The sequence below is a fragment of the Burkholderia sp. R-40 genome (assembly GCF_049942845.1).
GTDB lineage: Bacteria > Pseudomonadota > Gammaproteobacteria > Burkholderiales > Burkholderiaceae > Burkholderia > Burkholderia ambifaria.
Window position 1 is genome coordinate 195,380 of the sequence record NZ_CP187968.1, and the last position, 26,412, is coordinate 221,791.

Sequence of the window (26,412 nt, forward strand, 5' to 3'; positions counted from 1 at the left end):
CCGGCTTGCTCGCCGGCGTCATCGCTGTTCGAGGATGTAATAAAGACTTGCAATCGATACAGGCGGAAACGTCAACAGCCGGGGCCCGCACAGCGTTGTTTCGACAAGCGCCGACGATTCGCGCGCAACGACAGGAGAAAGTCGCACGTCCGGGCCGCGCGCCTGCACCGTGACGACCGCAGGATCCGCCAGGAAGAGCGGGACAGGGCCGCTGAGGATCGCGGCCACATTACGCAGAGCGAAAAGCACGTGCTGAACCGGCAGGACAACGCGGTCAGCCACAAGATCGGCCAGTAACGCCGGCAAGCGTCGATTCGCCATCCTTTGAAACGCCCGCTGCCGCCGCGCGACAGCGGGCGCTTATGTATCGAATCGTTTCAGCATGCCGTATGCGTCAAGTGCCGCGGGTATACTCCGACGTCAGCCGCCGCCCGTATCTCAAAAACGGCACGATCCCGGCGGTTTCGTCGCGAAGCTCCGCGTTTCGCGTATCCCGCGCCCCAGCCTCGACACGACACCCACGACGATTCCGATCATGAAACGATTCCTGCTGCTCCTTCCCGCCGCCCTGCTCGCCGCCTGCGGTTCCGCGCCCTCGTCCGACTCGGCCGCGTCCGGCTCCGCGCCGATGATCTACGTGTCGTCGGCGCGCCCCGCACACGCGATCGCCAACTGCCTCGACAGCCGCCTGTCCGGCACCGAGCAGTCGCAGCACAACGGCGTGACCGACATCACCGTCGGCTCGCGCTCGTACTTCGTCACGCTCACGCCGTCGGGCGGCGGCTCGGTCGTCAAGGTCGTGCGCGGCTCGGGCAGCGAGCCGGCCGAGGAAGCGATGCGCTTCGCGATCGCGCGCTGCGTGATCTGAGCGCCGCCGGCGCCGGGCACCGCGCCCGGCCCGCAAGCCGTACCGCGGGCGCCGTCATGCGCGCCCGTCGAATATTTTCATCCGGGCCGCCGCCGATGAGAGAATCGCACCACGATTCCCTTTCCACGGAGCCCGCATGAAGCATCTGCTGTCCCGGCTGTTCGTCAGCGCCGCGCTCGTCGCGCTTGTTCCGGCGTTGCCGGCGCAGGCCGCGACGCCGCCCGGCATCTTCGTCGTCGCCACCCAGCTCGGCGAATTCACGACCCTCGACCCGAGCGAAATCTACGAGCTCGTGCCGTCCGAATACGTCGCGAACACCTACGAACGGCTCGTGCGGGTCGACCTGAAGGACCCGACGCGCTTCGACGGGCAGATCGCACAATCCTGGACGGTCGGCGCCGACGGCGTCACCTACACATTCAAGCTGCGCCCCGGCCTCACGTTCCATTCCGGCAACCCGGTCACCGCCGACGACGTCGCATGGTCGCTGCAGCGCACCATCCAGCTCGACAAGGGCCCGGCCGGCGTGCTCGCCGATCTCGGCCTCACGAAGGCGAACGTGATGCAGAAGGTGCGCGCGATCGATCCGCAGACCTTCGTGCTCGAAACCGACCGCAAGTACGCGCCGAGCTTCGTGCTCAACGTGCTGAGCGCGTGCCCGGCGTCGGTGCTCGACAAGAAGCTGCTGATGTCGCACCAGCAGGGCAACGATTTCGGCAGCGGCTGGCTGAAGACCAACGATGCGGGCTCCGGTCCGTACCAGCTCGTCAAGTGGTCGCCGAACGAGAGCATCGTGCTGCAGCGTTTCGACAAGTACCGCGCGCCGTACGCGATGAAACGCATCGTGCTGCGCCACGTGCCCGAGGCGTCCGCGCAGCGGCTGCTGCTCGAGAACGGCGACGTCGACGCCGCGCGCAACCTGAGCCCCGACAGCCTCGCCGCGCTGAGCAAGGCCGGCAAGATCAAGGTCGCGTCGTGGCCCGTGTCCGCGCTGCTGTACCTGAGCCTGAACACGAAGAACCCGAATCTCGCGAAGCCGGACGTGCAGCAGGCGATGAAGTGGCTCGTCGATTACGACGGCATCCAGCGCAACATCGTCAGCACGACCTACAAGGTGCACGAGACCTTCCTGCCCGAAGGTTTCCTCGGCACGCTGAATTCGAACCCGTACAAGCTCGACGTCGCGAAGGCGAAGGCGCTGCTCGCGAAGGCCGGCTTGCCGAACGGCTTCGACGTGACGATGGACATGCCGAACGATTATCCGTACATCGAGATCGCACAGGCGCTGCAGGCGAACTTCGCGCAGGCCGGCATTCGCGTGAAGCTGATCCCGGGCGATGCGAAGCAGGCGATCGGCAAGTACCGCGCGCGCCAGCACGACATCTTCATCGGCGAATGGTCGCCCGACTACATGGATCCGAACAGCAACGCGCGCGGGTTCGCATGGAATCCTGACAATTCCGATCAGTCGAAGACGAAGATGCTCGCGTGGCGCAACAGCTGGGACATCCCGCAGCTGACGAAGGATACCGAGGCCGCGCTCGTCGAGCCGTCGTCCGCGAAGCGCGCGCAGCGCTACGAGGCGCTGCAGAAGTCCGTGCTCGCGAACTCGCCGTTCATCATCATGTTCGAGAAGGTCGTGCAGGTCGCCACGCGCCCCGGCACGACCGGGCCGGAGATCGGGCCGATCAACGATCTGGTGTCCTACCGGACGTTGAAAAAATAGGTTCACGGCATTGCCCGCGCGGCCGCTCGGAGCCGCCGCGCGGGCGCCGTCGCCCCGCCAGCGGCGCGCGCGGCGTTCAGTTGAACGCCGCCCACACCAGATACGCGTTCAGCCCGACGATCACGACCGTGGCCGTGCCCGCGACGATCCGCAACGGCATCCGCATCGCATAGCGCCCCATCACGTCGTTGCGCGCCGACAGGATCAGCAGCGCGATCATCGGCATCGGCAGCACGAAGCTCAGCACCACCTGACTCGCGACCATCGCGCGTGTGACGTCGCAGCCGCACGCGACCACCGCGAACGCGGGCGCGATCGTCACCGCGCGCCGGATCCAGACCGACAGGCGGCGCCGCATGAAGCCCTGCATCACGACCTGCCCGGCCATCGTGCCGACCACCGAGCTCGACACCCCCGACGTCAGCAGCGCGACGAGAAACAGTACGCCGGCCGCCGGCCCGAGCACGGGGATCAGCGTGTGATACGCGTCGCCGATATCGGCCATGCCCGGCGCGCTGGCGTGGAACGCCGACGACGCCATCATCACCATCGCGAGATTCACGAACCCGGCGAGGCCGAGCGCGACGACGACCTCGCGGTTCGAGAAGCGCATGAGCCGGCGCCGTTCCGTGTCGTCGCGCGGCGCGATGCGATCCTGCGTGAGGCCAGAATGCAGATACAGCGTATGCGGCATGATCGTCGCGCCGATGATCCCGACCGCGATCGTCAGCGCCGCCTGATCGGGAATCTGCGGGACGACCAGATGGAACGCGGCCGCCTGCCAGTCCTGCGGCGCGATCATCAGCTCGCCGAGATAGCATGCGCCGATCACGCCGACCAGCGCCGCGATCGCGGCTTCCAGCGGGCGGAAGCCGTGCTTCTCGAGCGCGAGGATCGCGCAGGTCGCGAGCGCCGTCGCGATCATCCCCGCGAACAGCGGCAGATGGCACAGCAGCGCGAACGCGAGCGCGCCGCCGAGGAATTCGGCCAGATCGGTCGCCATCGCGGCGATTTCCGACGCGATCCACATGCCCCACACGATCGGCGCGGGGAAATGGTCGCGGCACAGCTCCGCGAGATTGCGACCTGTCACGATGCCGAGCTTCGCCGACATCGCCTGGAACAGCATCGCGATCGCGTTCGCGGCGAGCACGACCCACAGCAGGCGGTAGCCGTACGCGGCACCGGCCTGGATGTTGGTCGCGAAGTTGCCGGGGTCCATATAGCCGATCGATGCGATCACGGCCGGGCCGACGAACGGCAACAGCGCGGCGATGCCGGTGCGACGCCCTTCCAGCGCGGCGCGTGCCGCGCCCTCGGCGCGATCGGCGCGATCGTTGGACAGATCGGGCAGCGCGAAGCCGCTGCTGGATTTGCTCGTGACGGGAATCATGGTCGGGTTCCGTTCGAATGAGGAAGGCTGGCCCTGGAGCGGGCCCGGCGGCCGGCCTGCCGCTTGCCGGCCGCTGCGGCGTTACAGCGGCACGACATCCGGACGGTTGCGCGGAAACCGCGCGAGCACGTCAGGCGCGATATTCAGGTGTGCCTCGACGAGCTTCGGCGGTGTGTGCGCGAGCCAGTCGGACAGCGACACCTCCGCATAGCGGTCGGTCTTGAAGATTTCGAGGAACACGAGATCGGTGTTGCCGGTGTTCTGCACGTAGTGTCCGAGGCTCTTTTTCACGTAACCGACGTCGCCCGCGCGGAAGTCCGCCGTCTGCGCCTTCGGCCCCGTGTCGAACACGGTCATCCGCGCTTCGCCCTGCAGGTAGTACTGCCATTCGTCGGCATTCGGATGCCAGTGCAGCTCGCGCATGCCGCCCGGATGCACGGTGACGAGCGCCGCCGCAATCGTTTGCGATACGTTGAAGTTCGTGCTGTCGGCAATTCGCACCTCGCCGCCGCGCGTCTTCTTGAACGGCTTCATCGCGCCGAGCGAGAAGATGAACGGGTGCGGCGGCGCACCGGCCGAAGACGCGGACGCACGCTGGGCGTCCGCGAGCGGCCCCGGCTCGTCGCCCTGAAAGATCCACAGGTTGTCGAGCGGAATGTTCTTGAACGCGTCGGCCGGCACGCCGAAGTTGAGCGCGAGCACGTCCGGTGGCGTATGCGCGACCCAGTCGGTCAGCAGCAGCGTGTTGAATTCGGACGCGCGGCCGTTGTCGAAGGCGAGCATGAATTCGGCGCCATCGGTGCCGATTCCCTGCAGCGAGTGCGGCAGGCCGGGCGGGAAATACCACAGGTCGCCGGTTTTCACGTCCTGCACCGACGGGCGTCCCAGTTCGTCGAGCACGGTGATCCGGCAGCGGCCGTCGAGCATGATTGCCCATTCGGCCTGCTGGTGCCAATGCATCTCGCGAATGCCGCCGCGCGTCAATCGCATGTTTACGCCGGAAATGGTTTCCGAAATCGCGAAATCGTCCTGCGTGACTTCGCGTGCCCATCCGCCGTTTTGAATGCGTTTATGCGCGTTATTGAATGACGCCCAGAATAACGGCATGCCGTTGATATCGGTGGCCGGCGGATCCTGAAAAGACGGGAATTGATTCGCCAATGCGGGATTCTTCGGCCCCGGGTCGGTCAATCCCTGCTTGTTGCGCACGTTTATCGCCCCTTCCGGCGGGCTGTCCGGATTGCCGAACGAAGCCGCCTTGGCCGTTACGGCAATGCCCGCGGCGGCAATCGCGCCGGCCGTACTCGTCAACATCCTGCGTCGAGAAAGATTCGTCATGTTTCCCTCTTCATCATTTCAATTAATCGAATATTCGCTACCGACGTTCACCGCTTTTTCATTTTTCGAAAATCGGCATGCCGTGACGCAAGTTAAATACAAGTCGACTTAAAAATTAAATGAATTATTAAGCTGGATTAATGAGTTAAGGTGATCGAGTCGGGGTTTTGTAATTGTTGCGGTGCAAGGACGTATGCTGCGATGTCAGTCGGGTGCAGGGGAGCCAGCCGGTTTGCTGTGCACACGACGGGCGCGGGCCGCGGCGCAGTCCGATTTCGGCGAGATCGAACTCACCAGTACTGCCATCTATTCGCATCACTTATCAACTGAGCAGACGAGATACACGCAAGACGACGCGCAAGCATTTCAATTGCCACAGCATGCGTCGGCCTGCGGTTCAGTTGCGGGGCATGTCGATGAACCACCACCGTGCGGCGAATGTCGGGCCGCTAGAGAAGTTGCAAGCGCCCCATCAACCGGCAAATGGCTAGGCCGGCGCGGCGCGCACATCCGTGGACAGGCTATTCGCAGCGCCGATCGCATAGCTTTTTTTATCTGGCGCCGCTTTTTTTGGATCTGTCAGATAGATGACATTCGTTCAGCAAACGACAAAGATCTAACAGCCGATGACCTGCGCCTTCGCCCGTACCGTCGAATCCCGCTTTGCCGAGCTGACGCCGACGGCGAAGCGCATCGCGAGCTACATGCTCGCGAACCTCGACCGGCTGGGGCTCGAGACGGCCGACCAGATCGCGCAGCAGGCCGGCACCAGCGGGATTTCGGTCGGGCGCTTCCTGCGCAGCGTCGGCTACCGCAACCTCGACGACCTGAAACGCGAGCTGCGCGGCGGCGCCGACCGGCCGTGGATGATCACCGACCGCCTCGACGAATACCGCCGCGCCAACGGCACCCAGGCGGCCGACAGCAACAGCGGCGACCGCGCGCTCGCGTCGTCGCTCGATCGCGAGCTCGACGCGATCCGCCACGTGTACCGCCTCGCCGAGGAACCGGTGTTCGCACAAGTCGCGGACCGGATCGCGCATGCCGACGCGGTGTTCATCCTCGGCATCCAGTCGACCCGCGGCATCAGCAATGCGTTCAGCAGCTATCTCGAGTACTTGCGCCCGCGCGTGTTCTATTCGGACGGTCAATCGGGCTCGTACGTCGACTCGCTGAATTCCGAGTTCGAGCGGCCGTATTGCATCGTCACCGACGTGCGCGCGTATTCGCGCAGCGCGCGCCGCTATTGCCAGGCGGCCGCGGAGCGCGCCCAGCCGTTCGCGCTGGTCACCGATCTCTATTGCCCGTGGGCGCGTGAATGGCCGGCCGACCTGCTGCAGGTGAAAACGGACGTCGGCCAGTTCTGGGATTCGCTCGCGCCGCTCACCTGCCTGTTCAACCTGCTGATTACCGCCGTGGTCGACCGCCTCGGTCCCGCGATCGACCGGCGCGTCGCGCGCAACCGCGAACTGCAGCACACGTTCGACCAATTCGAATCCTGAGCACCCGACTGCCGATGAACCCGCCCCGCCTCGTCGAAATCACGCCCGCCACGCATCGCGTCGAGATCGATCTCGTCTACGCGACCGAGCGCAACCTGACCGGCAAGCCGATCTATCGCCGCGCGCACTGCCTGCTGCTCGAACCGGCCGAGGCCGCGCTGCGCCGCGCGGTCGACGTCGCCGCGCAGGCCGGCTTCACGCTGCGCATCTACGACGCGTACCGGCCGCCGCAAGCGCAGCAGGTGCTGTGGGATTTCCTGCCCGATCCGAACTTCATCGCCGATCTCGGCCGCGGCTCGAATCACAGCCGCGGCACCGCGCTCGACCTGACGCTCGTCGGCGCGCGCGGCGAGCCGCTCGACATGGGCACCGGCTTCGACGAGATGGTGGCCGCGTCGGGCCACTTCCACGCGGGCTTGCCCGAGCCAGTGCAACGCAACCGGCTGCTGTTGCTCGGCGTGATGCATGCGGCCGGCTTCGCGCATATCGACAGCGAATGGTGGCACTACGAACTACCCGGCTCGCATGCGTTGCCGCCGATCGACAACGCGGCGAGCGGCCCGTGGCAGCTGATGTGATGACGATGCACGTTCCCCTCACCGTTCACGCTCGACAACTTCGACAACCTCAACGATTTCAACGACAGACGGAGAAGCGCCCATGAAACTCCCGACCTCCCGGCTCGTCGCGGCACTGGCCGCCGCGTCCGTTCTCGCCACCGTTCCGCTTCGCGCCGCGCACGCGGAAACGCCGAAGGACATGTTCGTGATGGCCACGCTGCTCGACGAATTCACGACGCTCGATCCCGGCGAGATCTACGAGCTGGTGCCGGAGGAATACGTCGCGAACACCTACGACCGGCTCGTGCGCGTCGACCTGCGGGATCCGTCGAAATTCAACGGCGATGTCGCGCAGTCGTGGACAGTGAGCCCCGACGGGCTGACCTATACGTTCAAGCTGCGCCCGGGGCTCAAGTTCCATTCGGGCCACCCGCTGACGGCCGACGACGTCGCGTGGTCGATCCAGCGCGCGGTGCTGCTCGACAAGGGCCCGGCCGCCGTGCTGACGGGCATCGGCCTCACGAAGGCGAACGTCGCGGCGAACGTGAAGAAGCTCGACGACCAGACGGTATCGATCACGACCGACCACAAATACGCGCCGACCTTCGTGCTGAACGTGCTCGGCTCGTGGCCCGCGTCGGTGGTCGACAGGAAGCTGCTGCTGTCGCACCAGCAGGGCAACGACTTCGGCAACGCCTGGCTGAAGACCAACGAGGCCGGCTCCGGCGCCTACAAGCTGGTCAAGTGGAGCGCCGGCGACAGCATCGTGCTGCAGCGCTTCGACGGCTACCGGCTGCCGCTCGCGATGAAGCGCATCGTGCTGCGCCATGTGCCCGAAGCGGCGAGCCAGCGCCTGCTGCTGGAAAACGGTGATGTGGACGCGGCACGCGACCTGAGCCCGGACGATCTCGCGGCGGTCGTGAAATCCGGCAAGGCGAAGGTCGCGGCATCGCCGCAGGCGACGCTGCTGTATCTCGGCCTGAACACGAAGAACCCGACGCTCGCGAAGCCCGACGTGCAGGAAGCGCTGAAGTGGCTGGTCGACTATTCCGGTATCCAGTCCAACGTCGTGAAGACGACCTACAAGGTGCACCAGACCTTCCTGCCCGAAGGCTTCCTCGGCACGCTGAATGCGAACCCGTACAAGCTCGACGTCGCGAAGGCGAAGGCGCTGCTCGCGAAGGCCGGCGTGCCGAACGGCTTCTCGGTGACGATGGACGTGCGCAACGACTATCCGTACACGGAGATCGCGCAGGCCGTGCAGGCGAACTTCGCGCAGGCAGGCGTCAAGGTGCAGCTGATCCCCGGCGACAACAAGCAGACGCTCGCGAAATACCGCGCGCGCCAGCACGACATCTACATCGGCGAATGGTCGGCCGACTACATCGACCCGCACAGCAACGCGCAGGGTTTTGCATGGAACCCCGACAACTCCGACAAGTCGAGCTATAAAATGCTCGCCTGGCGCAACAGCTGGGACATTCCGCAATTCACGAAGGAGACCGACGCCGCCCTCGCCGAGCCGACCGCCGCGCAACGCGCGCAACGGTATCAGGCGATGCAGAAGGAGATGCTCGCGCGCTCGCCGTTCGTGATCATGTTCGAGAAAGTCGCGCAGGTCGCGACGCGGCCCGGCGTGAGCGGGCTCGAAGTCGGACCGATCAACGATCTCGTGTCGTACCGTAACCTGAAGAAGCCTTAAGATTCGCCGCATGTCGACTCCCGCCTCCTCCCTCGAAGCACTGCGCACGCTGCCCGCGCGGCGCCCGGCCGTGCGCTGGGCGCTGCGCGTGCTGCGCTGGGCGCTCACGCTCGCCGTCACGTTCGCCGGCCTGCTCGCGCTGACGTTCGTGATCGGCCGCAAGGTGCCGATCGATCCCGTGCTCGCGATCCTCGGCGATCGCGCGTCGGCCGAGGCGTACGCGGCCGAGCGCATCGCGCTCGGTCTCGACAAGCCGCTCGTCACGCAATTCCTGATCTACGCGCGCGACGTGCTGCACGGCAATCTCGGCATGTCGCTGCTGACGTCGAACCCGGTGCTCGACGACATCAGGCGCGTCTTCCCCGCCACGCTCGAACTCGCGACGATCGCGACCCTGATCGGCATCGCGCTCGGCGTGCCGCTCGGTGTCGCGGCCGCGGTGAGGCACAACCGGCCGATCGACCACATCGCGCGCTTCGTCGGCCTGATCGGCAATTCGGTGCCGGTGTTCTGGCTCGGGCTGATGGGGCTGCTGCTGTTCTATGCGCGGCTGCACTGGGTCGGCGGCCCCGGCCGGCTCGATCCCGTGTACGACGGCATGGTCGACCCGCGCACCGGCAGCCTGCTGCTCGACTCGGCGATCGCGGGCGAGTGGGACGTGTTCCGCAACGCGGTGTCGCACATCGCGCTGCCGGCCGCGATCCTCGGCTACTACTCGGTTGCGTACCTGAGCCGGATGACGCGCTCGTTCATGCTCGACCAGCTGAGCCAGGAATACATCGTCACCGCGCGCGCGAAGGGCCTGTCCGAGCGCCGCGTGATCTGGCGGCATGCGTTCGGCAACATCGCGGTGCCGCTGCTCACCGTGATCGCGCTCACGTACAGCAACCTGCTCGAAGGCTCGGTGCTGACCGAGATCGTGTTCGCGTGGCCGGGGCTCGGCTCGTACCTCACAGGCGCGCTGCTGAACGCCGACATGAACGCGGTGCTCGGCGCGACGCTCGTGATCGGCGTGATGTTCATCACCGTCAACCTGCTGACCGACGCGCTGTATCGCGTGTTCGATCCGCGTGCGCGCTGAGGGCCGCTTCGACATGACCGCATCCACCCTGCTTCTTTCCCCGTCCATGCCGAAGGTCGTCCGATCATGAATGCCGAGCGTCTCACGCTGCGCGCGTGGCTTCTCTCCGATGCGCCCGCGTCGCGCTCGCAGGCCGCGTTCGGCCTCGCGTACCGCCGCTGGCGCCGCTTCGCGGGCAATCCGCTCAACCTGTTCGGACTCGCGATCCTGGTCGTGCTGATCGTCGTCGCGATCGTCGGCCCGCTGATCATGCCGCACGATCCGCTGCGCCAGGTACTGTCCGACCGCCTGCTGCCGCCCGGCTCGGCATCGCACTGGCTCGGCACCGACCAGCTCGGCCGCGACATACTCTCGCGGCTGATCGGCGGCTCGCGCCTCACGCTCGGCATCGCGGTGCTCGTCGTCGTGATCGTCGTGCCGATCGGCCTGATGATCGGCACGACGGCCGGCTATTGCGGCGGCTTCACCGACAGCGTGCTGATGCGCATCACCGACATCGCGCTCGCGTTCCCGAAGATCGTGCTCGCGCTCGCGTTCGCGGCCGCGCTCGGGCCGGGCGTGATCAACGCGGTCGTCGCGATCTCGATCACCGCGTGGCCCGCGTATGCGCGGCTCGCGCGCGCCGAAACGATCCGCATCGCGCAGGCTGACTACATCCACGCGGCGCGGCTGCAAGGCGCATCGGGCCCGCGGATCCTGCTGCGCTACATCGTGCCGCTGTGCATGTCGTCGGTGATCGTGCGCGCGACGCTCGACATGGCCGGCATCATCCTGACCGTCGCGGGCTTGGGCTTCCTCGGCCTCGGCGCGCAGCCGCCGAGCCCCGAATGGGGTTTCATGGTCGCGTCGGGCCGCAACGTGCTGCTCGACGCGTGGTGGGTCGCGACGCTGCCCGGCGCGGCGATCCTGCTCGTCAGCCTCGCGTTCAACCTGCTCGGCGACGGGCTGCGCGACGTCTTCGATCCGCGTCACGGAGCATGACATGCCACTGAATTCCACCGACGCCGCCGCGCCGCTCTGCGAGATCGACGGCCTGAAGATCGGATTTCGCGGGCACGACGGCGTCGTGTCCGACGCGGTACGCGACCTGTCGCTGACGCTCGCGCCGGGCGAACGGCTCGGCATCGTCGGCGAGTCGGGTTCCGGCAAATCGCTGACGGGCCGCGCACTGCTCGGCCTGCTGCCCGACGCCGCACGCTGGTCGGCCCGCACGATGCGCTTCGCGGGCCACGACCTGCTCGCGATGTCGGCCGGCGAGCGGCGGCGCCTGTGCGGCAGCCAGATGGGGATGATCCTGCAGGATCCGAAGTATTCGCTGAACCCGGTGATGACCGTCGCGAAGCAGATGGGCGAGGCGTTCCGGCGGCACGAGCCGAAGTTGCGCGGCCGCGCGCTGCGCGAGCGGATCGTCGATGCGCTCGCGGCCGTGCAGATTCGCGATCCGGCGCGCGTGGCCGATGCGTATCCGCACGAGCTGTCGGGCGGCATGGGCCAGCGCGTGATGATCGCGATGATGGTGTCGACCGGCCCGCGCCTGCTGATCGCCGACGAACCGACCTCCGCGCTCGACGTCGCGGTGTCGATGCAGGTGCTCGCGGTGCTCGACGCGATGATCGCGCGGCACGGCACCGGCCTGATGTTCATCAGCCACGACCTGCCGCTCGTGATGTCGTTCTGCGATCGCGTCGCGGTGATGTATGCGGGCCGCGTCGTCGAAACCTGCGCCGCGCGCGACCTGCGCGATGCGACCCATCCGTACACGCGCGGGCTGCTCGCGGCGAATCCGCCGCTCGCGAACCCGCCCGACGAACTGCCGGTGCTGCGTCGCGATCCGGCGTGGCTGAACGCGGCTTCGTCCGCGCCATCTTCGAATCAATCCCGGGAGGCCGCACGATGATCGATGTCGACCACGCGTCGATCCGTTTTCCGACCCGCACGGGTCATGTCGACGCCGTGCGCGATGCGAGCTTCGCGGTACGCGACGGCGAGGTGTTCGGGCTCGTCGGCGAATCGGGCTCCGGCAAGTCGACGCTGCTGCGCGCGCTGACCGGCCTCGTGCCGCTCGCGGGCGGCAGCCTGTCGATCGACGGCCGGCCGGTCGGCGGCACGCCCGAACGCGCATTCCGCCGCCAGGTGCAGATGGTGTTCCAGGATCCGTACGCGTCGCTGCATCCGCGCTTCACGGTCGACCAGACGCTGCGCGAGCCGCTGTCGATTCACGGGATCGGCGACGCCGATGCGCGTATCGCTCGCGCGCTGTCGGAGGTCGGGCTCGGTCCGGCATTCCGCTTCCGCTATCCGCATCAGTTGTCCGGCGGCCAGCGCCAGCGCGTCGCGATCGCGCGCGCACTGATCGTCGAGCCGCGCGTGCTGCTGCTCGACGAGCCGACCTCCGCGCTCGACGTGTCGGTGCAGGCCGAAATCCTGAACCTGCTGCGCCGCCTGCATCGCGAACGCAACCTGACGATGATCCTCGTGAGCCACAACCTCGCTGTGATCGGCTTCCTGTGCCAGCGCGTCGCGGTGATGCAGCACGGCGAGATCGTCGAGCAGCTGCGGATCGAGGACGTGCGCGCCGGCCAGGTCGCTCGCGACTACACGCGCACGCTGCTGCGCGCGACCGAAGGCTATCGCCGCCTGGATCCGGCGATCGACGCGCCGGCGGCCTGACGAGCGGCGCTCGGCTGCTCGGCTGCTCGGCTGCTCGACTGCTCGACTGCTCGACTGCTCGAGGATAGTGCGACGCGGCGCGCGCAGCCGCGCGCGTCGCATCGCATGACCCGGGCGCGGCACGCTATGCCGGCCGCCCCCATGCTCCGTCGGCCGGTTATTCCAATCCCGCTTCGCTTCGAATAGCGCCCCGCCGAAATCGGCCCCGCGACCGGTTTCCGGTATCGCATGCTCGCCCACGCGAGCCCTTCCTGCCGTCCCCCCTCCGCCTGCCAACTCCGGCAAAAAAAAAATTAGTACGAGTACTAGATCAAATCGACATCTATTAGTACCTGTCAAATTACAAACGCCTTACATAGATCACATAATTTGATCCGAAACGCGCCATTCTGAGATTTAAATTCAATCGGCGCCTTCAAAAACCGAAGTTTATTTGGAGATTTAACTATGCGAATCATCAAGCGCAGCGCCCTCCCGTTCCTGCTCATCGCCGCCGGCGCGGCCTTTTCGTCGGCCGCCCACGCGGCGGACGGCACCGTCACCTTCCGCGGCAACATCATCGCGTCGACGTGCAGCGTCGATGGCGGATCGGATCTCACCGTCCCGCTGCCGCCGGTCAGCACCACCGCGCTCGCCGATGTCGGCTCCGTCGCCGGTCGCAGCGCGTTCTCGCTGGCGCTGACCGGCTGCACGGTCGGCGACGACAACCCGGTGAAGGTCGGCGTCGTGTTCGAGAACGGCACGAACGTCGATCAGGCAACCGGTCGACTGACGATCGACTCGGGCGCCAAGGCCGCCGAAGGCGTCCAGATCAACGTGCTGGATTCGCAGCAGAACCACATCCCGGTCGGCGCGCAAACCGGCGCGAACACCGAGATGGTCGCGATCGATGCCGACGGCAAGGCGAAAGTGAACTACTTCGCCGAGTACTACGCCGCAGGCGCCGTGAAGGCCGGCGACGTCACGTCGCGTGTCGAGTACTCGCTCATCTATCAGTAAGGGCCGCGCGTGGAGATCGCCGCTCCGGCGATCTCCGCCCGTCACGCCGCGCGACGCGGAACCCGCTGTTTCCGCCCGCTCCCTGCCCCCAAACGATCCGATTCTCACGCCCATGAAACTGTTGAAGCTCTTCCGTACGTTGACCCTCGCGGTCACAGCGTTCGCGTCGCAGGCCGACGCGAGCGTCGTGATCGCCGGCACACGCGTGATCTTCCCGTCCACGGAGCGCGAAGTCACGATCCAGCTCACGAACGACAGCAAGCGTCCGGCGCTGGTGCAGGCATGGCTCGACGACGGCGACAGCCGCGCGTTGCCGGAGAACATCGACGTACCGTTCACGCTCACGCCGTCGATGTTCCGGATGGAAGCCGGCAACGGGCAGACGCTGCGTCTCGTGCATACCGGCGAACCGCTGCCTGCCGATCGGGAATCGCTGTTCTGGCTGAACGTGCTCGAAGTGCCGCCGAAGGCCGCCGCGACCGAGAACCGCAACCGCATCCAGCTGGCGTTCCGCTCACGCATCAAGCTCATGTATCGCCCCGCCGGGTTGGCCGGCAACGCGGACGACGCCCCGATGCAAGTCGACTGGCGCGTGGTTCGCGGCGACGGCGGCTATGCACTCGAGGCCAGCAATCCGACACCGTATGTCGTCAATTTCGGCAACGTGCAACTGAAGTCCGGCGGCCGCAAGCACGACGCCGGCATGGGCTACGTGCTGCCCCGAAGCACGCAGCGTTTCCCGATCAAGGATCTCGCCGGCGCACCCGCCGCGGGTGCAACCGTCGAGTTCGGCAGCATCAACGACTGGGGCCGGGCAACCGACATCGAACGTCCGGTCAGCGTCGAACCGTAACGCGACCGAGGCCGGCAGCGCCTGGCAACGGCGCGCGCCGAGCGTTCTCGCCGTTTCGTGCGCCGTCGCTTCGGCCGTTCCGACCGACCGCCACGAAAACCCCTGATTCGCCATTCGCCGCCGCGCGGTGCGGCACCGTCGCGCCTGGGCCGACGAAACGCGCCCGCTCGCCCCGAACCTTTGTGGAGTATTGCGCATGACCCCGACCCGACTGCCTCGCCGCGGCGCGGCCGACATGCCGCACGTCAAGCCGATCCATCTGCTGGTGGCGGCCTGCGTCGCCGCGTGGTCCGCCCATGGCCGCGCGACGACGCAGGCCGCCGCCGAAAGCACGCTCGCGCAAGTCGAGTTCGACGGCGCGTTCCTGCAGAGCCGCCTGGGCAAGCATGTCGACGTGTCGCGCTTCGCGCAGCGCAACGTGACGGCGCCCGGCGTGTACACCACCGACATCCATGTCGGTCCCAACTGGATCGGCCGCTACGACGTGCGCTTCGTGGCCGCGCCGGATTCGGGCGACGCGCGGCCGTGCTTCGACCGCACGCAGCTCGAGCGCGTTGGCGTCGATTTCGGCAAGCTCGCGCCGGAAGTGCTCGCGCGACTGGACGGCGACGGCGCCTGCCTGCAACTCGACCAAGTCGTGCCGGGCGCCAGCGCGGCATTCGACTTTCCGCGGCAGACCCTGCGGCTGTCGATCCCGCAGGCGTCGCTCGTACGCAAGGCGCGCGGCTACGTGAGCCCCGATCAATGGACCTCCGGCGAAACCGTCGGCCTGCTCGGCTACAACTTCAATCTTTACACGTCGAAGGCCAGCGGCCACACCACGCAGACGCAAGGCTATCTCGGCCTGAACGGCGGCGTGAACCTCGGCAACTGGCGCTTTCGCCACGAAGGCTCGTATTCATGGTCGTCGCGCGGCGAGAGCCGGTATCAGGACATCGCGACCTATCTCCAGCGCGACTTGCCGTCGCTGTCGTCGCAGCTCGTCGTCGGCGAAAGCTACACGTCGGGCGAACTGTTCGACTCGACGCAGTTCCGCGGCGTGCGCCTGTCGACCGATGACCGGATGCTGCCCGACTCGCTGCGCGGCTATGCGCCCGTGGTGCGCGGCATCGCGAACAGCAACGCAAAGGTGACGATCCGCCAGAACGACGTGACGATCTACGAGACGACGGTCGCGCCCGGCAATTTCGAAATCGACGACCTCTATCCGACCGGGTACGGCGGCGACCTGCAAGTATCGGTTGCCGAAGCCGACGGCTCCGTGCACTCGTTCTCGGTACCCTACGCCGCCGTGCCGATGTCGCTGCGGCCGGGCATCGGCCGCTACAGCTTCGTCGCGGGCACGCTGCGCAATCCCCACGGATCGAGCCAGCCGCTGTTCACGCAGGCGACCTACCAGCGCGGCCTGACCAACCTGCTGACGGCCTACGGCGGCGTCACGCTCGCGGGTGGTTACGCGTCGGCGATGCTGGGCGGCGCGTTCAACACGTCGTTCGGCGCGTTCGGCGCGGACGTCACGCATGCGCTGACCTCGATCCCGGGCGCGAAGCGCTACAGCGGTTCGAGCGTGCGCGTCAGCTATGCGAAGTCGGTCGATGCGACCGGCACCGATATCGCACTCGCCGCGTATCGCTATTCGACCGACGGCTATTTCGGCCTCAACGACGCGATGCAGGCGCGCGATGCCGCGCGCGACGGCCGCTCGGCGCAGTCGGTCTGGCGCCAGCGCAATCGCGCGTCGCTGGCGCTCACGCAGCGGCTGGGCGCGACCGGCGGCCGCATCAATACGACGGCATCGGCCGTCAACTACTGGAACCGCCCCGGCTCGGACGTCAATTACTCGGTGGGTTACACGAACCAGTTCCGCAATATTTCGTACAGCCTGACGGCCACGCGGCAGCGCAATGCCGGTGGCGACATGGGCACGCTCTATTACGCCAGCGTCACGATCCCGTTCGGCCGGGAGCGCCCGATGACCGTGTCGGGCAACGTGTCGCGCGACACGCTGGGCCGCACCCGGTTGCAATCGACGCTGTCCGGATCGCTCGGCGAGGACCACGCGCTGTCGTACAGCGTCAGCGCGAACCACGCGTCCGGTCCGAACTCGGGCACGGACGGCAGCGCCAACGTCACGTACCGCACGCGCGTCGCGGAAGTCAACGCCAGCGCGGGCGCGAGCACGGACTTCCAGCAGGGCTCGCTCGCCGTGCGCGGCGCGCTGGTCGCACATCGCGGCGGCATCACGTTCTCGCAGCCGGTATCCGAGACGTTCGCGATCGTCGAGGCGCCCGGCGCGGCCGGCGCGCGCGTCACGAACGCGGCAGGCGTCAAGGTCGACCGCAACGGCTACGCGGTCGTGCCGTACCTGACGCCATACAGCCTCAATACGGTCGCACTCGATCCGAAGGGCATCCCGATGGATGTGGAACTGAAGGAAACCAGCCGACAGATCGCGCCGCGCGCCGGCGCGGTGCCGCTCATCCGGTTTGCGACCGACACCGGCCGCGCGGCCCTCGTTCAGGCGCGCCAGGCCGACGGTACGCCGTTGCCGTTCGGCGCCGCCGTGCACGACGAGACCGGCAAGGAAGTAGGCGTCGTCGGTCAGGCAAGCAGGATCTTCGCGCGCGGGCTCGCCGACAGCGGTTCCCTGACGGTTCAATGGGGCGCCGACGACCATCGCTCGATCTGTCGAATCGCATACGAGCTGCCTGTCGCGGAACATCGCCGGCCATCGTCGGGCATTCGGATCGTCAAGAGCATCTGCCAGCCCGACGCCACGGCCGCCGGCATTCAATAAGGAATCCCCATGTTCAATTTCCGTCCGTCGTTCGCATCGCCCCAAGTGACGAGCCCGGCACGCATCGCGCACACGCGCGATGCACGCAGCGGCACGGCCCGACGCTGCGCCCGCATGAGCGCGGTTGCCGCGGCGGCTCTGCTCGCATGCATCACATTCGCGGCCGACGCGAGCGCCGCCTCCCTCTATGCATTCGGGCAGGCCACCGTTTCGAGCCCCGGCAACGCCACGCCGGGCACGGTCGTCGCGCGTCATTACTTCACGCCGCAGGACGTGTGCGGCGCGAGCACCTGCCAGATCACGAGCGTCTCGATGTACGCCAAAGGCGGCGTGTGGGTATCCGACGGTCCCGATCTGGAAACCAACGTGTCCGGCCTGTCGACGCGCATGATCGTCGACGGTAACGTCGCCGTCTCGTCGACGAAGACGACACTGCGCAACACGCTCGAAATCATGCTGTTTCGCGACAGCCGGCTGCCACAGGACGGGTCGCTCAATTCCGGCATGCTCGGCGCCTATTTCACGATCAATTACAAGTCCGGCATCTTCGGCGCGTCGTCCCCGGTCTACCTCGCCGCGAAGGTCAGCTTCATCAACGGAACGTGCTCGATTGCCGACCAGACCGTCACGATGCCGTCCGTGCAGCACAACGTGTTCAACGGCATCGGTTCGACCGCCGGCGCGACGGATTTCCAGGTGCAGTTGAACAACTGCCCGGCCGGTTACAACCGCATCGGCTATCAAGTTGCTCCGCTGGACGACGTGGTCGCCGGCACGCCGGGCGCGATGCAGTTGCGCCCGGATGCGACGGCCAGCGGCATCGGCATCCAGGTCGCCGATGCCACGACCGGCCAGCCGCTGACGCTGGGGAAGTCGCATACGGTGACGAGCTACAACCCGGCCACCGGCGGATCGCCGACGATCCGGCTGCGTGCGTCCTACCTGCAGACAGGCGCGAAGGTCGGCGGCGGTTCGGTTCATGCGGCCGCGCAGGTTTTGCTCGACTACCAATGAACGATGGGCCGCTGTGGCGGCCCTGACATCCGCACGACGCGGGCGGCATGCGATACTCGGCACGCCCGCACCGGTTCGACTCCACGGGGAACCCCGGTGCGCCAGGCGAGTCCATCTCCTTTCGTCAACAACTCAACAGCATTAGGGAGGCGTTCATGCTGCAATTCATCGAAACCCTGGTAGTCGGGCTCATCGTCGGCCTCCTCGCCCGCGCGCTCAAGCCCGGCGACGACAAGATGGGCATCCTGATGACCGTCGTGCTCGGCGTCGTCGGCTCGCTCGCCGCAGGCTACATCGGCCGCGCCGCCGGCTGGTATGCGCCGGGTCAGGGCGCAGGCTGGATCGCGTCGATCATCGGCGCGATCGTGCTGCTCGTGGTCGTCGGCGCGGTGCGCAAGCGCGCCGGCTGATCGCCACATTTCGCTGCGATGCGATACGGCCGCTCGTCATGAGCGGCCGTTTTCGTTTGGCATCGCGAATCACCGGATCGGCGGCTCGTTGAGTCCTCAACGATCGAGCTGCCTCCGCAACCATCTCCGCTCTTCCCGCCAGCCTACGCCCCCGGCAATACCCTGCCTTGCGCCCCCACAAATTTGAGATAAATTGATTGGAGGAATACGGCGTCGTTTGCCTATGTCCGTTATTTCCGATTTTTCATTCAAGAGGTCCGATGGATTTGCCGTTTACGCATACAGCATCGCAGCGTTGACGGACTGCCATTCGAGCGGCCCGGCTGCGACGCGCTTGCCCTCTGGAGCCCGTCATGAAGCATCGCCCGTTTGCCGCCTCGGTTGCCCTGGCTGTCTCGCTTCTGGCCTCGTCCTCATCATTTGCCGCCGGCACGGGCGGCATCATCCACTTTACCGGCATGATCGTCGAACCGCCGTGCTCGTTCGCACTCGACACGGCCGACGCCGCGCGTGCGCACGTGCGCCCCAACTGCCCGCGCCCGGCCACGGGCCAGGTCGCATTCGTCGACGCGGCCAGCCTGCGCACGATCAAGACCACGAACTTTACGCAAGCCTCGCGCGCAATCGTTTTACCTGACCGTCCGGGCAACGCGCATGCGCCGATGATCGCGGTCGTCACCTACCAGTAACGTGTGCTGCCGGAGCGGTCGTATCAGTCGCGATGGCGGGCGATCCAGTCGCTGAACGCGCGGATCTTCTGCTGGCTGGCGAGGTTCTCCGGATAGACGAAAAAGTAGCGGGCGCCGGTCTCGAGCACGATGTCGAACGGCCGTTCGAGCCGGCGCGCGCTAACGTCGTCGTCGACGAGCGTCACGTCGCCGATCGCGACGCCGAAGCCCTGCGTCGCCGCGTTGGTCGCGAGGTCGAGCGTATCGAAGGTCGGCCCGCGCTCCGCATCGACTGCGCGCTCGCCGGCGTAATCGAGCCACGCGCGCCAGTCGCGATGGTCACGCGTCGGATGCAGCAGCGTATGGCGCGCGAGATCGCCGACCGCATCGAGCGGTGCGGCCTGCCGCAACTCGGGCGCGCACACCGGCGTCAACCGCTCGTCGAACAGCGGCAGCGCGCACACGCCGGCGCCCGGCGACGTGCCGTAGACGACCGCCGCATCGAACGGCTCGGTCGAGAAATCGACGACGTGCTGCCACGCGGTCGTGATCTGCACATGGAGATCGGGATGCTCGCCCTGGAAGCGCATGATCCGCGGCAGCATCCAGCGCATCACGCAGGTCGGCACCTTCAGCGCGAGATCGGTGCGCTGCCGCGTGAGCTTCATCGAGATGTCCTCGATTCGCGAAAAGCTCTCGTCGACCACCGGCAGCAATTGCTCGCCCTCCGCCGTCAGCGTGAGGCCCTTCGCGTGCCGCTTGAACAACGGAAAACCGTAATGCGCCTCGAGCGTCTGGATCTGCCGGCTGACCGCGCCTTGCGTGAGACACAGCTGCTCGGCCGCGCGCGTGAAGCTGCGGTGACGGGCCACAGTCGAGAAGATCTGCAGCGCGTGCAGGGGCGGAAGTCGGCGCATGACGAGGCGGGTAGACGAAACATCCGCGCCGAAGCACGGCGCGGCAAGGCCGCGCGCCGGCACCGGCGCGCGCTGATCGACACGATAAGCCAAACGCCCGCTTTACGCGAGGTGCGTCGGACGCTCAGGCCGTTGCGGTGAGCGCGCCCGTCGCGATGCGCACCGCCGACGCGACGACATCCGCGCGGGCCGCCGCGTCGGCACGCGGCTGCGTGAACGACACGGCCAGCACGATCGGCGCGCGCGACGGCGGCCACAGCACCGCGACGTCGGTCGTCGTGCCGTAGCCGCCGGAGCCGGCCTTGTCCGCGACACGCCAGCCGGGCGGCACGCCGGCCGCGATCCCGGTCGTGCCGCGCGTGCCGCCGGTCATCCACTCGGTGAGCTGCGCACGCTGCGGCACGCGCAGCGTATCGCCGAGCAGCAGTTGCTGCACCATGTCGACCATCGCAACCGGCGTCGACGTATCGCGCTCGTCGCCGGGCGCGGCCAGGTTCAGTTCGGGTTCCCAGCGGTCGAGCCGGAACACGGTGTCGCCGCTTTCATGCGCGAACGACGTGACGGCCTGCGGGCCGCCGAGCACGCGCATCAGCAGGTTGCCGGCGCCCTTGTCGCCCGACTGCAGCATCGCCGCGCACAGCTGCGCGATCGTCATCCCCGTGTCGACATGACTTTCCGTCACCGGCGAGCCGGCCACGACTTCATAGCGGCGATACAGGATGCGGCGCGGCAGCAGCGATGCGTCGAGCGAACCGCGCGCGAGGATCGCGGCGGCCGCAACGACCGCATAGGTGCCGCACACCGGGAAGCGCTCGCGCGCGTGATGCGCGATGCGCGTGCCGTTCGACGTATCGAGTACGGCGATACCGAGCCGGCCGTTCGATGCCTTTTCGAGCGCGGCGAGTTCGGCCTGGGCGGCATGGGCGTGCACCTGGTCGGCGACGGGCGCCGACGAGCACGCGGCGACGAACGGCGCGGCGACGGCGGCGAGCAACAGCGAGCGGCGTGTCGGAGAATATTCCATGGATGAGTGGTGTTCTGTCGGAAACGGTGGCACGGAGCAACGTACGCATCATCGATACGCACGCGTTCACGCCGACGGCCGGCTCGCGACGGCATCTGCCGCGCATCCCCAAAGACGCCCGTCGGCCCCGCGGAGGCGGGACTCGCATGAGGCCCTAGCGTAACAGCGAGCGCGGCCGCGTTCCAGCGGCGCGGCCCGCTTCAGCCTTGCGACGAAGGCAGGTACGGCATCGGATTGACGGGCTTGCCGTCGCGCCGCACCTCGAACAGCAACGCGACACGCGAGTTGTCGAGGTCGCCCATCTCGGCGATCTCGTCGCCCTGGCGCACGATGTCGCCGGTCTTCACGAGCAGCTTGCGGTTGTGCGCATAGGCGGTCAGGAAATCCGCGTTGTGCTGGACGATGATCAGGCTGCCGTAATCGTTCAGGCCGGTGCCCGCATACATCACGCGGCCGTCGGCCGCCGCGCGGACCGGGTCGCCGGGGCGGCCGGCGATCTGGATCCCGCGGTTCTGCCCCGGCCGGAACGCGTCGACGATCTTGCCCTGCGCGGGCCATCTGAGCGCCACCCCGCCCGCATGCCGCTTGGTTTCCTTCACGACCTGCCGGTCGCTCGCCGTCGACGCGCTCGCCGGGCCCGCGCTGGTCGAACCGTTCGCGGCGACCTGCGTGCCGGCGTTCGCCGCCGGCGCCTGCAACGGTTGCGGCCGGACAATGCGCAGCACCTGCCCCATGCGCAGCTTGCCGCGACCGTCGAGCTTGTTCCAGGTGCGCAGGTCGGCGACGCTGCAATCGTTCGCGGACGCGATGCTCGTCAACGAGTCGCCGCGTTTCACCACGTACTTCTGTGCGACGAGAATCGGCGCAGGCGGCGGCGTCGCGGGCGTGGCCGCACGCGCGGCGGCAGGCTGGCCCGATGGCGCGCCCGCCAGCGTGTCGCTCGGCGGGACGGGCGGCGCGCTGGCACAACCGGCCATCACGAGCACCGCGGCCAGGCCAGACAGCCACGCCGACTTGCGGCAAATCTCGTGCAGTTTCATGGACGATCGACTCCGGTTTGACAATCTTTCAAGCATCTCAAAAACGGAACGGCCGACGTGTAACCGGATGCAAACAATGATGACAAACGATCACGCGCCGGGCGTCGGCAGACGCTTGTTACCGGTAATACGGTCGAATTCGGAAAAACTTGACGGCTTTGGGCGCACGATGCGGCAAAAATTTCGCATCACGCCATTATTTCGAACGGCTTTCGATGCGCGCGTGGCCGTAGCGGACAGACGAGCCGGCCTGCGCCGCCCGCCCGCTCAGCGCAGCCAGTCGACCAGCTCCGCGCACGCCCACGCGACACCGATGCACAGGAACAGCACGTGCAATGCGATCTTGAACGACACGCCCCACGACGAATCGATTCGCATGACTGTCTCCTCCGGTGATATGCGGCCATCATCCCACTTCGATCCCGCCCCGAAAATGCGGAAGCGGCGAACGGGGCCTCAAGCCCAGCCTGAGACCGGCGCGGCGGTTCCTGCTAACGTATCGGCCATTCCAATCGTTACGCGCCCCCACTCTCCCCATGCGCTTCGACCTGACCGACCTGCGGCTCTTCCTGAACATCTGCGAGGCCGGCACGATCACGGGCGGCGCCGAGCGCACCCACATCACGCTGCAGGCCGCGAGCGAGCGCATCCGCGGGATGGAGGACGAGCTCGGCGTGCCGCTGCTGCACCGGGCCAAGTCGGGCACCCAGGTGACCGACGCCGGCCGCGCGCTCGAGCACCACGCGCGCACGGTGCTGCAGCAGATCGACCACATGCGGGGCGAGCTGCAGCAATACGGCCAGGGGCTGCGCGGGCATATCCGGCTGCTGTGCAACACGGCGTCGCTGAGCGAATACCTGCCGGACGCGCTCGCCGCGTATCTGCCGCATCACCCGAAACTGTCGATCAGCGTCGAGGAGCGCTCGAGCCAGGAGATCGTCCATGCGATCCGCAACAAGACGGCCGAGGTCGGCATCGTCGCCGACTCGGTCGGGCTCGGCGGGCTCGAACAGAAGCCGTTCCGCGAGGACTGGCTGATCGCGGTCGTGCCGGCCGGGCATCCGCTCGCCGCGCGCAGCAAGGTCGCGTTCGACGAGATCGCCGACGCGGATTTCATCGGGCTGACCGACGGCAGCGCGCTGCAGGTCCATCTCGCGGACCAGGCACGTGCGCTCGGCAAGCGGATTCGCTACCGTGTGCAGTTGAAGAGTTTCGATGCGATCTGCCGCGTGATCGAAAGCGGCGTGGGCATCGGCATCGTGTCGCGCCATGCGGCCGAGCGCGCGATGCAGACCATGGACGTGCGGCTCGTCGAGTTGTCCGACGCGTGGAGCCACCGCAAGCTGACGCTCTGCGCGCGATCGTTCGATGCGCTGCCGAAATACACGCAGGCGTTCGTGTCGTATCTGTCGGGCGAGACACCGCCGCGCTGAACGGCGCGCGCCATCACCATCCGGAACCACCGCGCGAAACACGAGGAGGAAACCGCAGCCATGACCGCAACTGACCTCGCGATGCGCTACCGCGCATACATCGACTGCCTGAACCGGCAGGACTGGGCGGCACTCGATCAGTACGTCGCCGACAACGTGATCCACAACGACCGGCCGCTCGGCCTGGCCGGGTACCGCGCGATGCTGGAGCAGGATTTCCGCGACATTCCGGATCTCCATTTCGAAATCCGGCTGCTCGTGTGCGAACCGCCGCGCGTCGCCTGCCGGCTTCGCTTCGCCTGTGCACCGAAGGGGACCTTCATGGGGCTCGCCGTGGACGGCACGCGCGTCACGTTCGCCGAGAACGTGGTCTACGAATTTCACGACGGCAGGATCCGGCAGGTCTGGTCCGTGATCGACAAGGCCGCGATCGAAGCGCAGCTGTGACGATGCGGGCCGTCCCGACCCGGGCCGGCCCCATCCGCGCCGGGCCCATCCGGGCCGGGCCGATCCTGGCCGGGCCGATCCTCACCGCGATCCGGTCACGGCCATGTAAGCACCGAGCGCGATCATCCCGACGAAGAAGCAGTGCTTGAACGCCTGCTCGCTCATCACGCGCCGCGCGTATTGCCCGCCGACCATCCCCGCGAGCGCCGGCACGAGCGTCAGCGCCGATACGCCGAGATCGACGGTCTGCAGCGCGCCCGTCACGCGCAACTGCAGGCCGAGCGCGATCGTCGACGCGGTAAACGACAGCCCGAGCGCCTGGATCAGGTCGTCCTTCGACAGGCGCAGCGCCTGCAGGTACGGCACGGCCGGCACGACGAACACGCCGGTCGCGGCCGTCACGACGCCCGTCAGGTAGCCGACCACGGCCGACAACCACTTCTCGTGACGCCCCGGCGCGGGCAGCCGCGCGGCGGCAAGCCCCCAGCAGCCGTATGCGACCAGCACGATGCCGAGCGCCGCGTGCGTCCACGTGCTGCCGGCCGCGAGCGCGGGCAGCCCGCCCGTCAGCGTGCCGATCGTCAGCCCGGCGAGCAGCGGCCACAGACGTCGCAGCAACGGCCCGAACGACGGACCGAGCCACAACTGCCACACATTGGTGATGAACGACGGCACCAGCAGCAGGCTCGCGGCGGCCGATGGCGGCATCGCGAGCGTCAGCAGCCCCATCGCGATCGTCGGCAGCCCGAGGCCGATCACGCCCTTGACCGCGCCGGCCAGCAGAAAGACCAGCACGATGATCGTCAGCGTATGAATTTGCATGGAAGGCGTTCCGTCCGGTCGAATAAGGCGCCGATGGTGAACCACCATCCCGCCGCCCGCCATCTGGTTTTGCCTGAGGCTGGCTCGGGCCCGTCCACCCGGGACCCCCGCCATGCGCGCCGCCCGGGCGTTCATGCACCGTGTGCCGGCCCCCGTCCCTGCTCGCTGTCGAGGTGCGCCATCTGGGAGGCCGGATAACGCTCGCCGGCAGCCGCCCCGGCGGGAACCGCCGCTTCGATGCGAGCGAGATCATCGACCGTTAGTTGCAACTCAGAGGCGAGCACTGCGTCCTGAAGCTGGGTGCGCTTGCGCGCGCCGACCAGCGGCACGATGTCGTCGCCGCGCGACAGCACCCATGCGATCGCGACCTGCGCCGGATTGCTGCCCTTCTCGTTCGCGATCGCGCGCAGTGCGTCGACCAGCGCGAGGTTGTGCGCGAGGTTCTCGCCCTGAAAACGCGGGCTGGCCGCGCGGAAATCGCGCTCGCCCTGCCGTGCCGCGCTCCAGCCGCCGCCGAGCAGCCCGCGCGACAGCACGCCGTACGCCGTCACGCCAATCCCGAGTTCGCGGCACACGGGCAGGATGTCCGCCTCGATCCCGCGCGACAGCAGCGAGTACTCGATCTGCAGGTCGGCGATCGGCGCGACGGCCGCCGCGCGGCGGATCGTGTCGGCGCCGAGCTCCGACAGGCCGATATGGCGCACATAGCCGGCCTTCACGAGATCGGCGATCGCACCGACCGTCTCCTCGATCGGCACCGCCGGATCGACGCGCGCCGGCCGGTAGATATCGATATGGTCGATGCCGAGCCGCTTCAGCGAATACGCGACGAAGTTCCGGATCGCCTGCGGACGCGCGTCGTAGCCGGCGAACGCACCGGCCGGATCGCGCAGCGCGCCGAACTTCACGCTGATCAGCACCTGGTCGCGCGTCCGGCCGCGCAGCGCGTCGCGGATCAGCATCTCGTTGTCGCCCATCCCGTAGAAGTCGCCGGTATCGAGCAACGTGATCCCGTGGTCGAGCGCCGCGTGCAGCGTCGCGATGCTTTCGTCGCGATCGGCCGGCCCGTAGAAATCCGACATCCCCATGCAGCCGAGTGCGATCGCCGAAACCTGCGGGCCCGTGCGGCCCAGTTGACGCTTGTCCAT

General features: G+C 67.3%; 26 protein-coding genes. 18 read left to right on the top strand and 8 right to left on the bottom strand.

Annotated elements, in window-relative coordinates; genetic code table 11:
* Positions 1 to 18: 18 nt before the first annotated feature.
* Positions 19 to 321: a hypothetical protein gene (locus tag ACP26O_RS17170; protein ID WP_175663680.1), complete on the bottom strand. Its 303-nt coding sequence runs from the start codon at positions 319 to 321 to the stop codon at positions 19 to 21.
* Between the two features lie 214 nt (positions 322 to 535).
* Here ACP26O_RS17170 and ACP26O_RS17175 point away from each other — a divergent pair, with 214 nt between their 5' ends.
* Both ACP26O_RS17175 and ACP26O_RS17180 read left to right on the top strand, forming a co-directional pair.
* Positions 536 to 868 (top strand): sugar ABC transporter ATPase, encoded by a 333-nt coding sequence (locus ACP26O_RS17175; protein ID WP_105831203.1) that lies wholly within the window; start codon positions 536 to 538, stop codon positions 866 to 868.
* Positions 869 to 1,004: 136 nt separating this feature from the next.
* Positions 1,005 to 2,594, top strand: coding sequence for an ABC transporter substrate-binding protein (locus tag ACP26O_RS17180; RefSeq protein WP_175663679.1), 1,590 nt, complete (start codon positions 1,005 to 1,007; stop codon positions 2,592 to 2,594).
* A 76-nt stretch (positions 2,595 to 2,670) separates the two neighbouring features.
* Here ACP26O_RS17180 and ACP26O_RS17185 read toward each other — a convergent pair whose 3' ends face one another.
* On the bottom strand, positions 2,671 to 3,987 hold the full coding sequence (locus ACP26O_RS17185; RefSeq protein WP_175663678.1) for an Nramp family divalent metal transporter: 1,317 nt from the start codon (positions 3,985 to 3,987) through the stop codon (positions 2,671 to 2,673).
* 81 nt (positions 3,988 to 4,068) lie between these two features.
* A complete protein-coding gene (locus ACP26O_RS17190) occupies positions 4,069 to 5,301 on the bottom strand; it encodes an oxalate decarboxylase family bicupin (protein WP_244103672.1) in 1,233 nt (410 codons plus the stop codon).
* Between ACP26O_RS17190 and ACP26O_RS17195 the strand changes: the two genes are divergently transcribed.
* From ACP26O_RS17195 to ACP26O_RS17260, 14 genes are all read left to right on the top strand, one after another.
* Complete coding sequence (locus tag ACP26O_RS17195; RefSeq protein WP_244101334.1) at positions 5,186 to 5,437, top strand: hypothetical protein; 252 nt, start codon at positions 5,186 to 5,188, stop codon at positions 5,435 to 5,437. The two genes, ACP26O_RS17190 and ACP26O_RS17195, sit on opposite strands and share 116 nt — an antisense overlap.
* 514 nt (positions 5,438 to 5,951) lie before the next feature.
* Positions 5,952 to 6,827: a sap1 transcriptional regulator SapR gene (sapR, locus tag ACP26O_RS17200; protein ID WP_175663676.1), complete on the top strand. Its 876-nt coding sequence runs from the start codon at positions 5,952 to 5,954 to the stop codon at positions 6,825 to 6,827.
* Between the two features lie 14 nt (positions 6,828 to 6,841).
* Positions 6,842 to 7,405, top strand: coding sequence for a D-alanyl-D-alanine dipeptidase (ddpX, locus tag ACP26O_RS17205; protein WP_175663675.1), 564 nt, complete (start codon positions 6,842 to 6,844; stop codon positions 7,403 to 7,405).
* An 82-nt stretch (positions 7,406 to 7,487) separates the two neighbouring features.
* Positions 7,488 to 9,089 (top strand): ABC transporter substrate-binding protein, encoded by a 1,602-nt coding sequence (locus ACP26O_RS17210; RefSeq protein ID WP_175663674.1) that lies wholly within the window; start codon positions 7,488 to 7,490, stop codon positions 9,087 to 9,089.
* 10 nt (positions 9,090 to 9,099) lie between these two features.
* The gene (locus ACP26O_RS17215) at positions 9,100 to 10,170 is read left to right on the top strand and encodes an ABC transporter permease (RefSeq protein WP_175663673.1); all 1,071 of its coding nucleotides are present in this window, start codon (positions 9,100 to 9,102) and stop codon (positions 10,168 to 10,170) included.
* A gap of 66 nt (positions 10,171 to 10,236) precedes the next feature.
* The gene (gene nikC / locus ACP26O_RS17220; RefSeq protein WP_165753340.1) at positions 10,237 to 11,151 is read left to right on the top strand and encodes a nickel transporter permease; all 915 of its coding nucleotides are present in this window, start codon (positions 10,237 to 10,239) and stop codon (positions 11,149 to 11,151) included.
* Position 11,152: 1 nt separating this feature from the next.
* On the top strand, positions 11,153 to 12,067 hold the full coding sequence (locus ACP26O_RS17225) for an ABC transporter ATP-binding protein (RefSeq protein ID WP_175659077.1): 915 nt from the start codon (positions 11,153 to 11,155) through the stop codon (positions 12,065 to 12,067).
* Positions 12,064 to 12,840, top strand: coding sequence for an ABC transporter ATP-binding protein (locus ACP26O_RS17230; protein WP_105831209.1), 777 nt, complete (start codon positions 12,064 to 12,066; stop codon positions 12,838 to 12,840). Before ACP26O_RS17225 ends, ACP26O_RS17230 begins: the two co-directional genes overlap by 4 nt.
* Positions 12,841 to 13,287: 447 nt before the next feature.
* Positions 13,288 to 13,839 carry a fimbrial protein gene (locus tag ACP26O_RS17235; RefSeq protein ID WP_175659075.1) on the top strand — a complete coding sequence of 184 codons (552 nt, stop codon included), beginning with the start codon at positions 13,288 to 13,290 and terminating at the stop codon, positions 13,837 to 13,839.
* A 112-nt stretch (positions 13,840 to 13,951) separates the two neighbouring features.
* Positions 13,952 to 14,692, top strand: a complete 741-nt coding sequence (locus ACP26O_RS17240) for a fimbrial biogenesis chaperone (protein WP_175663672.1) — start codon at positions 13,952 to 13,954, stop codon at positions 14,690 to 14,692.
* 196 nt (positions 14,693 to 14,888) lie between these two features.
* A complete protein-coding gene (locus ACP26O_RS17245) occupies positions 14,889 to 17,489 on the top strand; it encodes a fimbria/pilus outer membrane usher protein (protein ID WP_175663671.1) in 2,601 nt (866 codons plus the stop codon).
* A gap of 9 nt (positions 17,490 to 17,498) precedes the next feature.
* Complete coding sequence (locus tag ACP26O_RS17250) at positions 17,499 to 18,503, top strand: fimbrial protein (protein WP_175663670.1); 1,005 nt, start codon at positions 17,499 to 17,501, stop codon at positions 18,501 to 18,503.
* 155 nt (positions 18,504 to 18,658) lie between these two features.
* Positions 18,659 to 18,913 carry a GlsB/YeaQ/YmgE family stress response membrane protein gene (locus ACP26O_RS17255; protein ID WP_011659025.1) on the top strand — a complete coding sequence of 85 codons (255 nt, stop codon included), beginning with the start codon at positions 18,659 to 18,661 and terminating at the stop codon, positions 18,911 to 18,913.
* Positions 18,914 to 19,266: 353 nt separating this feature from the next.
* On the top strand, positions 19,267 to 19,602 hold the full coding sequence (locus tag ACP26O_RS17260) for a type 1 fimbrial protein (protein WP_175663669.1): 336 nt from the start codon (positions 19,267 to 19,269) through the stop codon (positions 19,600 to 19,602).
* Positions 19,603 to 19,625: 23 nt separating this feature from the next.
* On the opposite strand, the gene ACP26O_RS17265 is transcribed toward ACP26O_RS17260, so the two are convergent.
* From ACP26O_RS17265 to ACP26O_RS17275, 3 genes are all read right to left on the bottom strand, one after another.
* Entirely contained in the window at positions 19,626 to 20,498 is an 873-nt protein-coding gene (locus ACP26O_RS17265; protein ID WP_138848998.1) for a LysR substrate-binding domain-containing protein, read from the bottom strand.
* 124 nt (positions 20,499 to 20,622) lie between these two features.
* A complete protein-coding gene (bla, locus tag ACP26O_RS17270; protein ID WP_175663668.1) occupies positions 20,623 to 21,522 on the bottom strand; it encodes a class A beta-lactamase in 900 nt (299 codons plus the stop codon).
* A gap of 200 nt (positions 21,523 to 21,722) precedes the next feature.
* Positions 21,723 to 22,562, bottom strand: coding sequence for a peptidoglycan DD-metalloendopeptidase family protein (locus ACP26O_RS17275; RefSeq protein WP_175663667.1), 840 nt, complete (start codon positions 22,560 to 22,562; stop codon positions 21,723 to 21,725).
* Between the two features lie 536 nt (positions 22,563 to 23,098).
* Between ACP26O_RS17275 and ACP26O_RS17280 the strand changes: the two genes are divergently transcribed.
* Together ACP26O_RS17280 and ACP26O_RS17285 are read left to right on the top strand one after the other, a co-directional pair.
* A complete protein-coding gene (locus ACP26O_RS17280) occupies positions 23,099 to 23,995 on the top strand; it encodes a LysR substrate-binding domain-containing protein (protein WP_175663666.1) in 897 nt (298 codons plus the stop codon).
* 60 nt (positions 23,996 to 24,055) lie between these two features.
* Positions 24,056 to 24,442 carry an ester cyclase gene (locus tag ACP26O_RS17285; RefSeq protein ID WP_175663665.1) on the top strand — a complete coding sequence of 129 codons (387 nt, stop codon included), beginning with the start codon at positions 24,056 to 24,058 and terminating at the stop codon, positions 24,440 to 24,442.
* Positions 24,443 to 24,523: 81 nt separating this feature from the next.
* Here the strand turns inward: ACP26O_RS17285 and ACP26O_RS17290 are convergent, their stop codons facing one another.
* Both ACP26O_RS17290 and ACP26O_RS17295 read right to left on the bottom strand, forming a co-directional pair.
* Positions 24,524 to 25,264 carry a sulfite exporter TauE/SafE family protein gene (locus ACP26O_RS17290; protein WP_175663664.1) on the bottom strand — a complete coding sequence of 247 codons (741 nt, stop codon included), beginning with the start codon at positions 25,262 to 25,264 and terminating at the stop codon, positions 24,524 to 24,526.
* Positions 25,265 to 25,395: 131 nt separating this feature from the next.
* The gene (locus ACP26O_RS17295; RefSeq protein ID WP_175663663.1) at positions 25,396 to 26,412 is read right to left on the bottom strand and encodes an aldo/keto reductase; all 1,017 of its coding nucleotides are present in this window, start codon (positions 26,410 to 26,412) and stop codon (positions 25,396 to 25,398) included.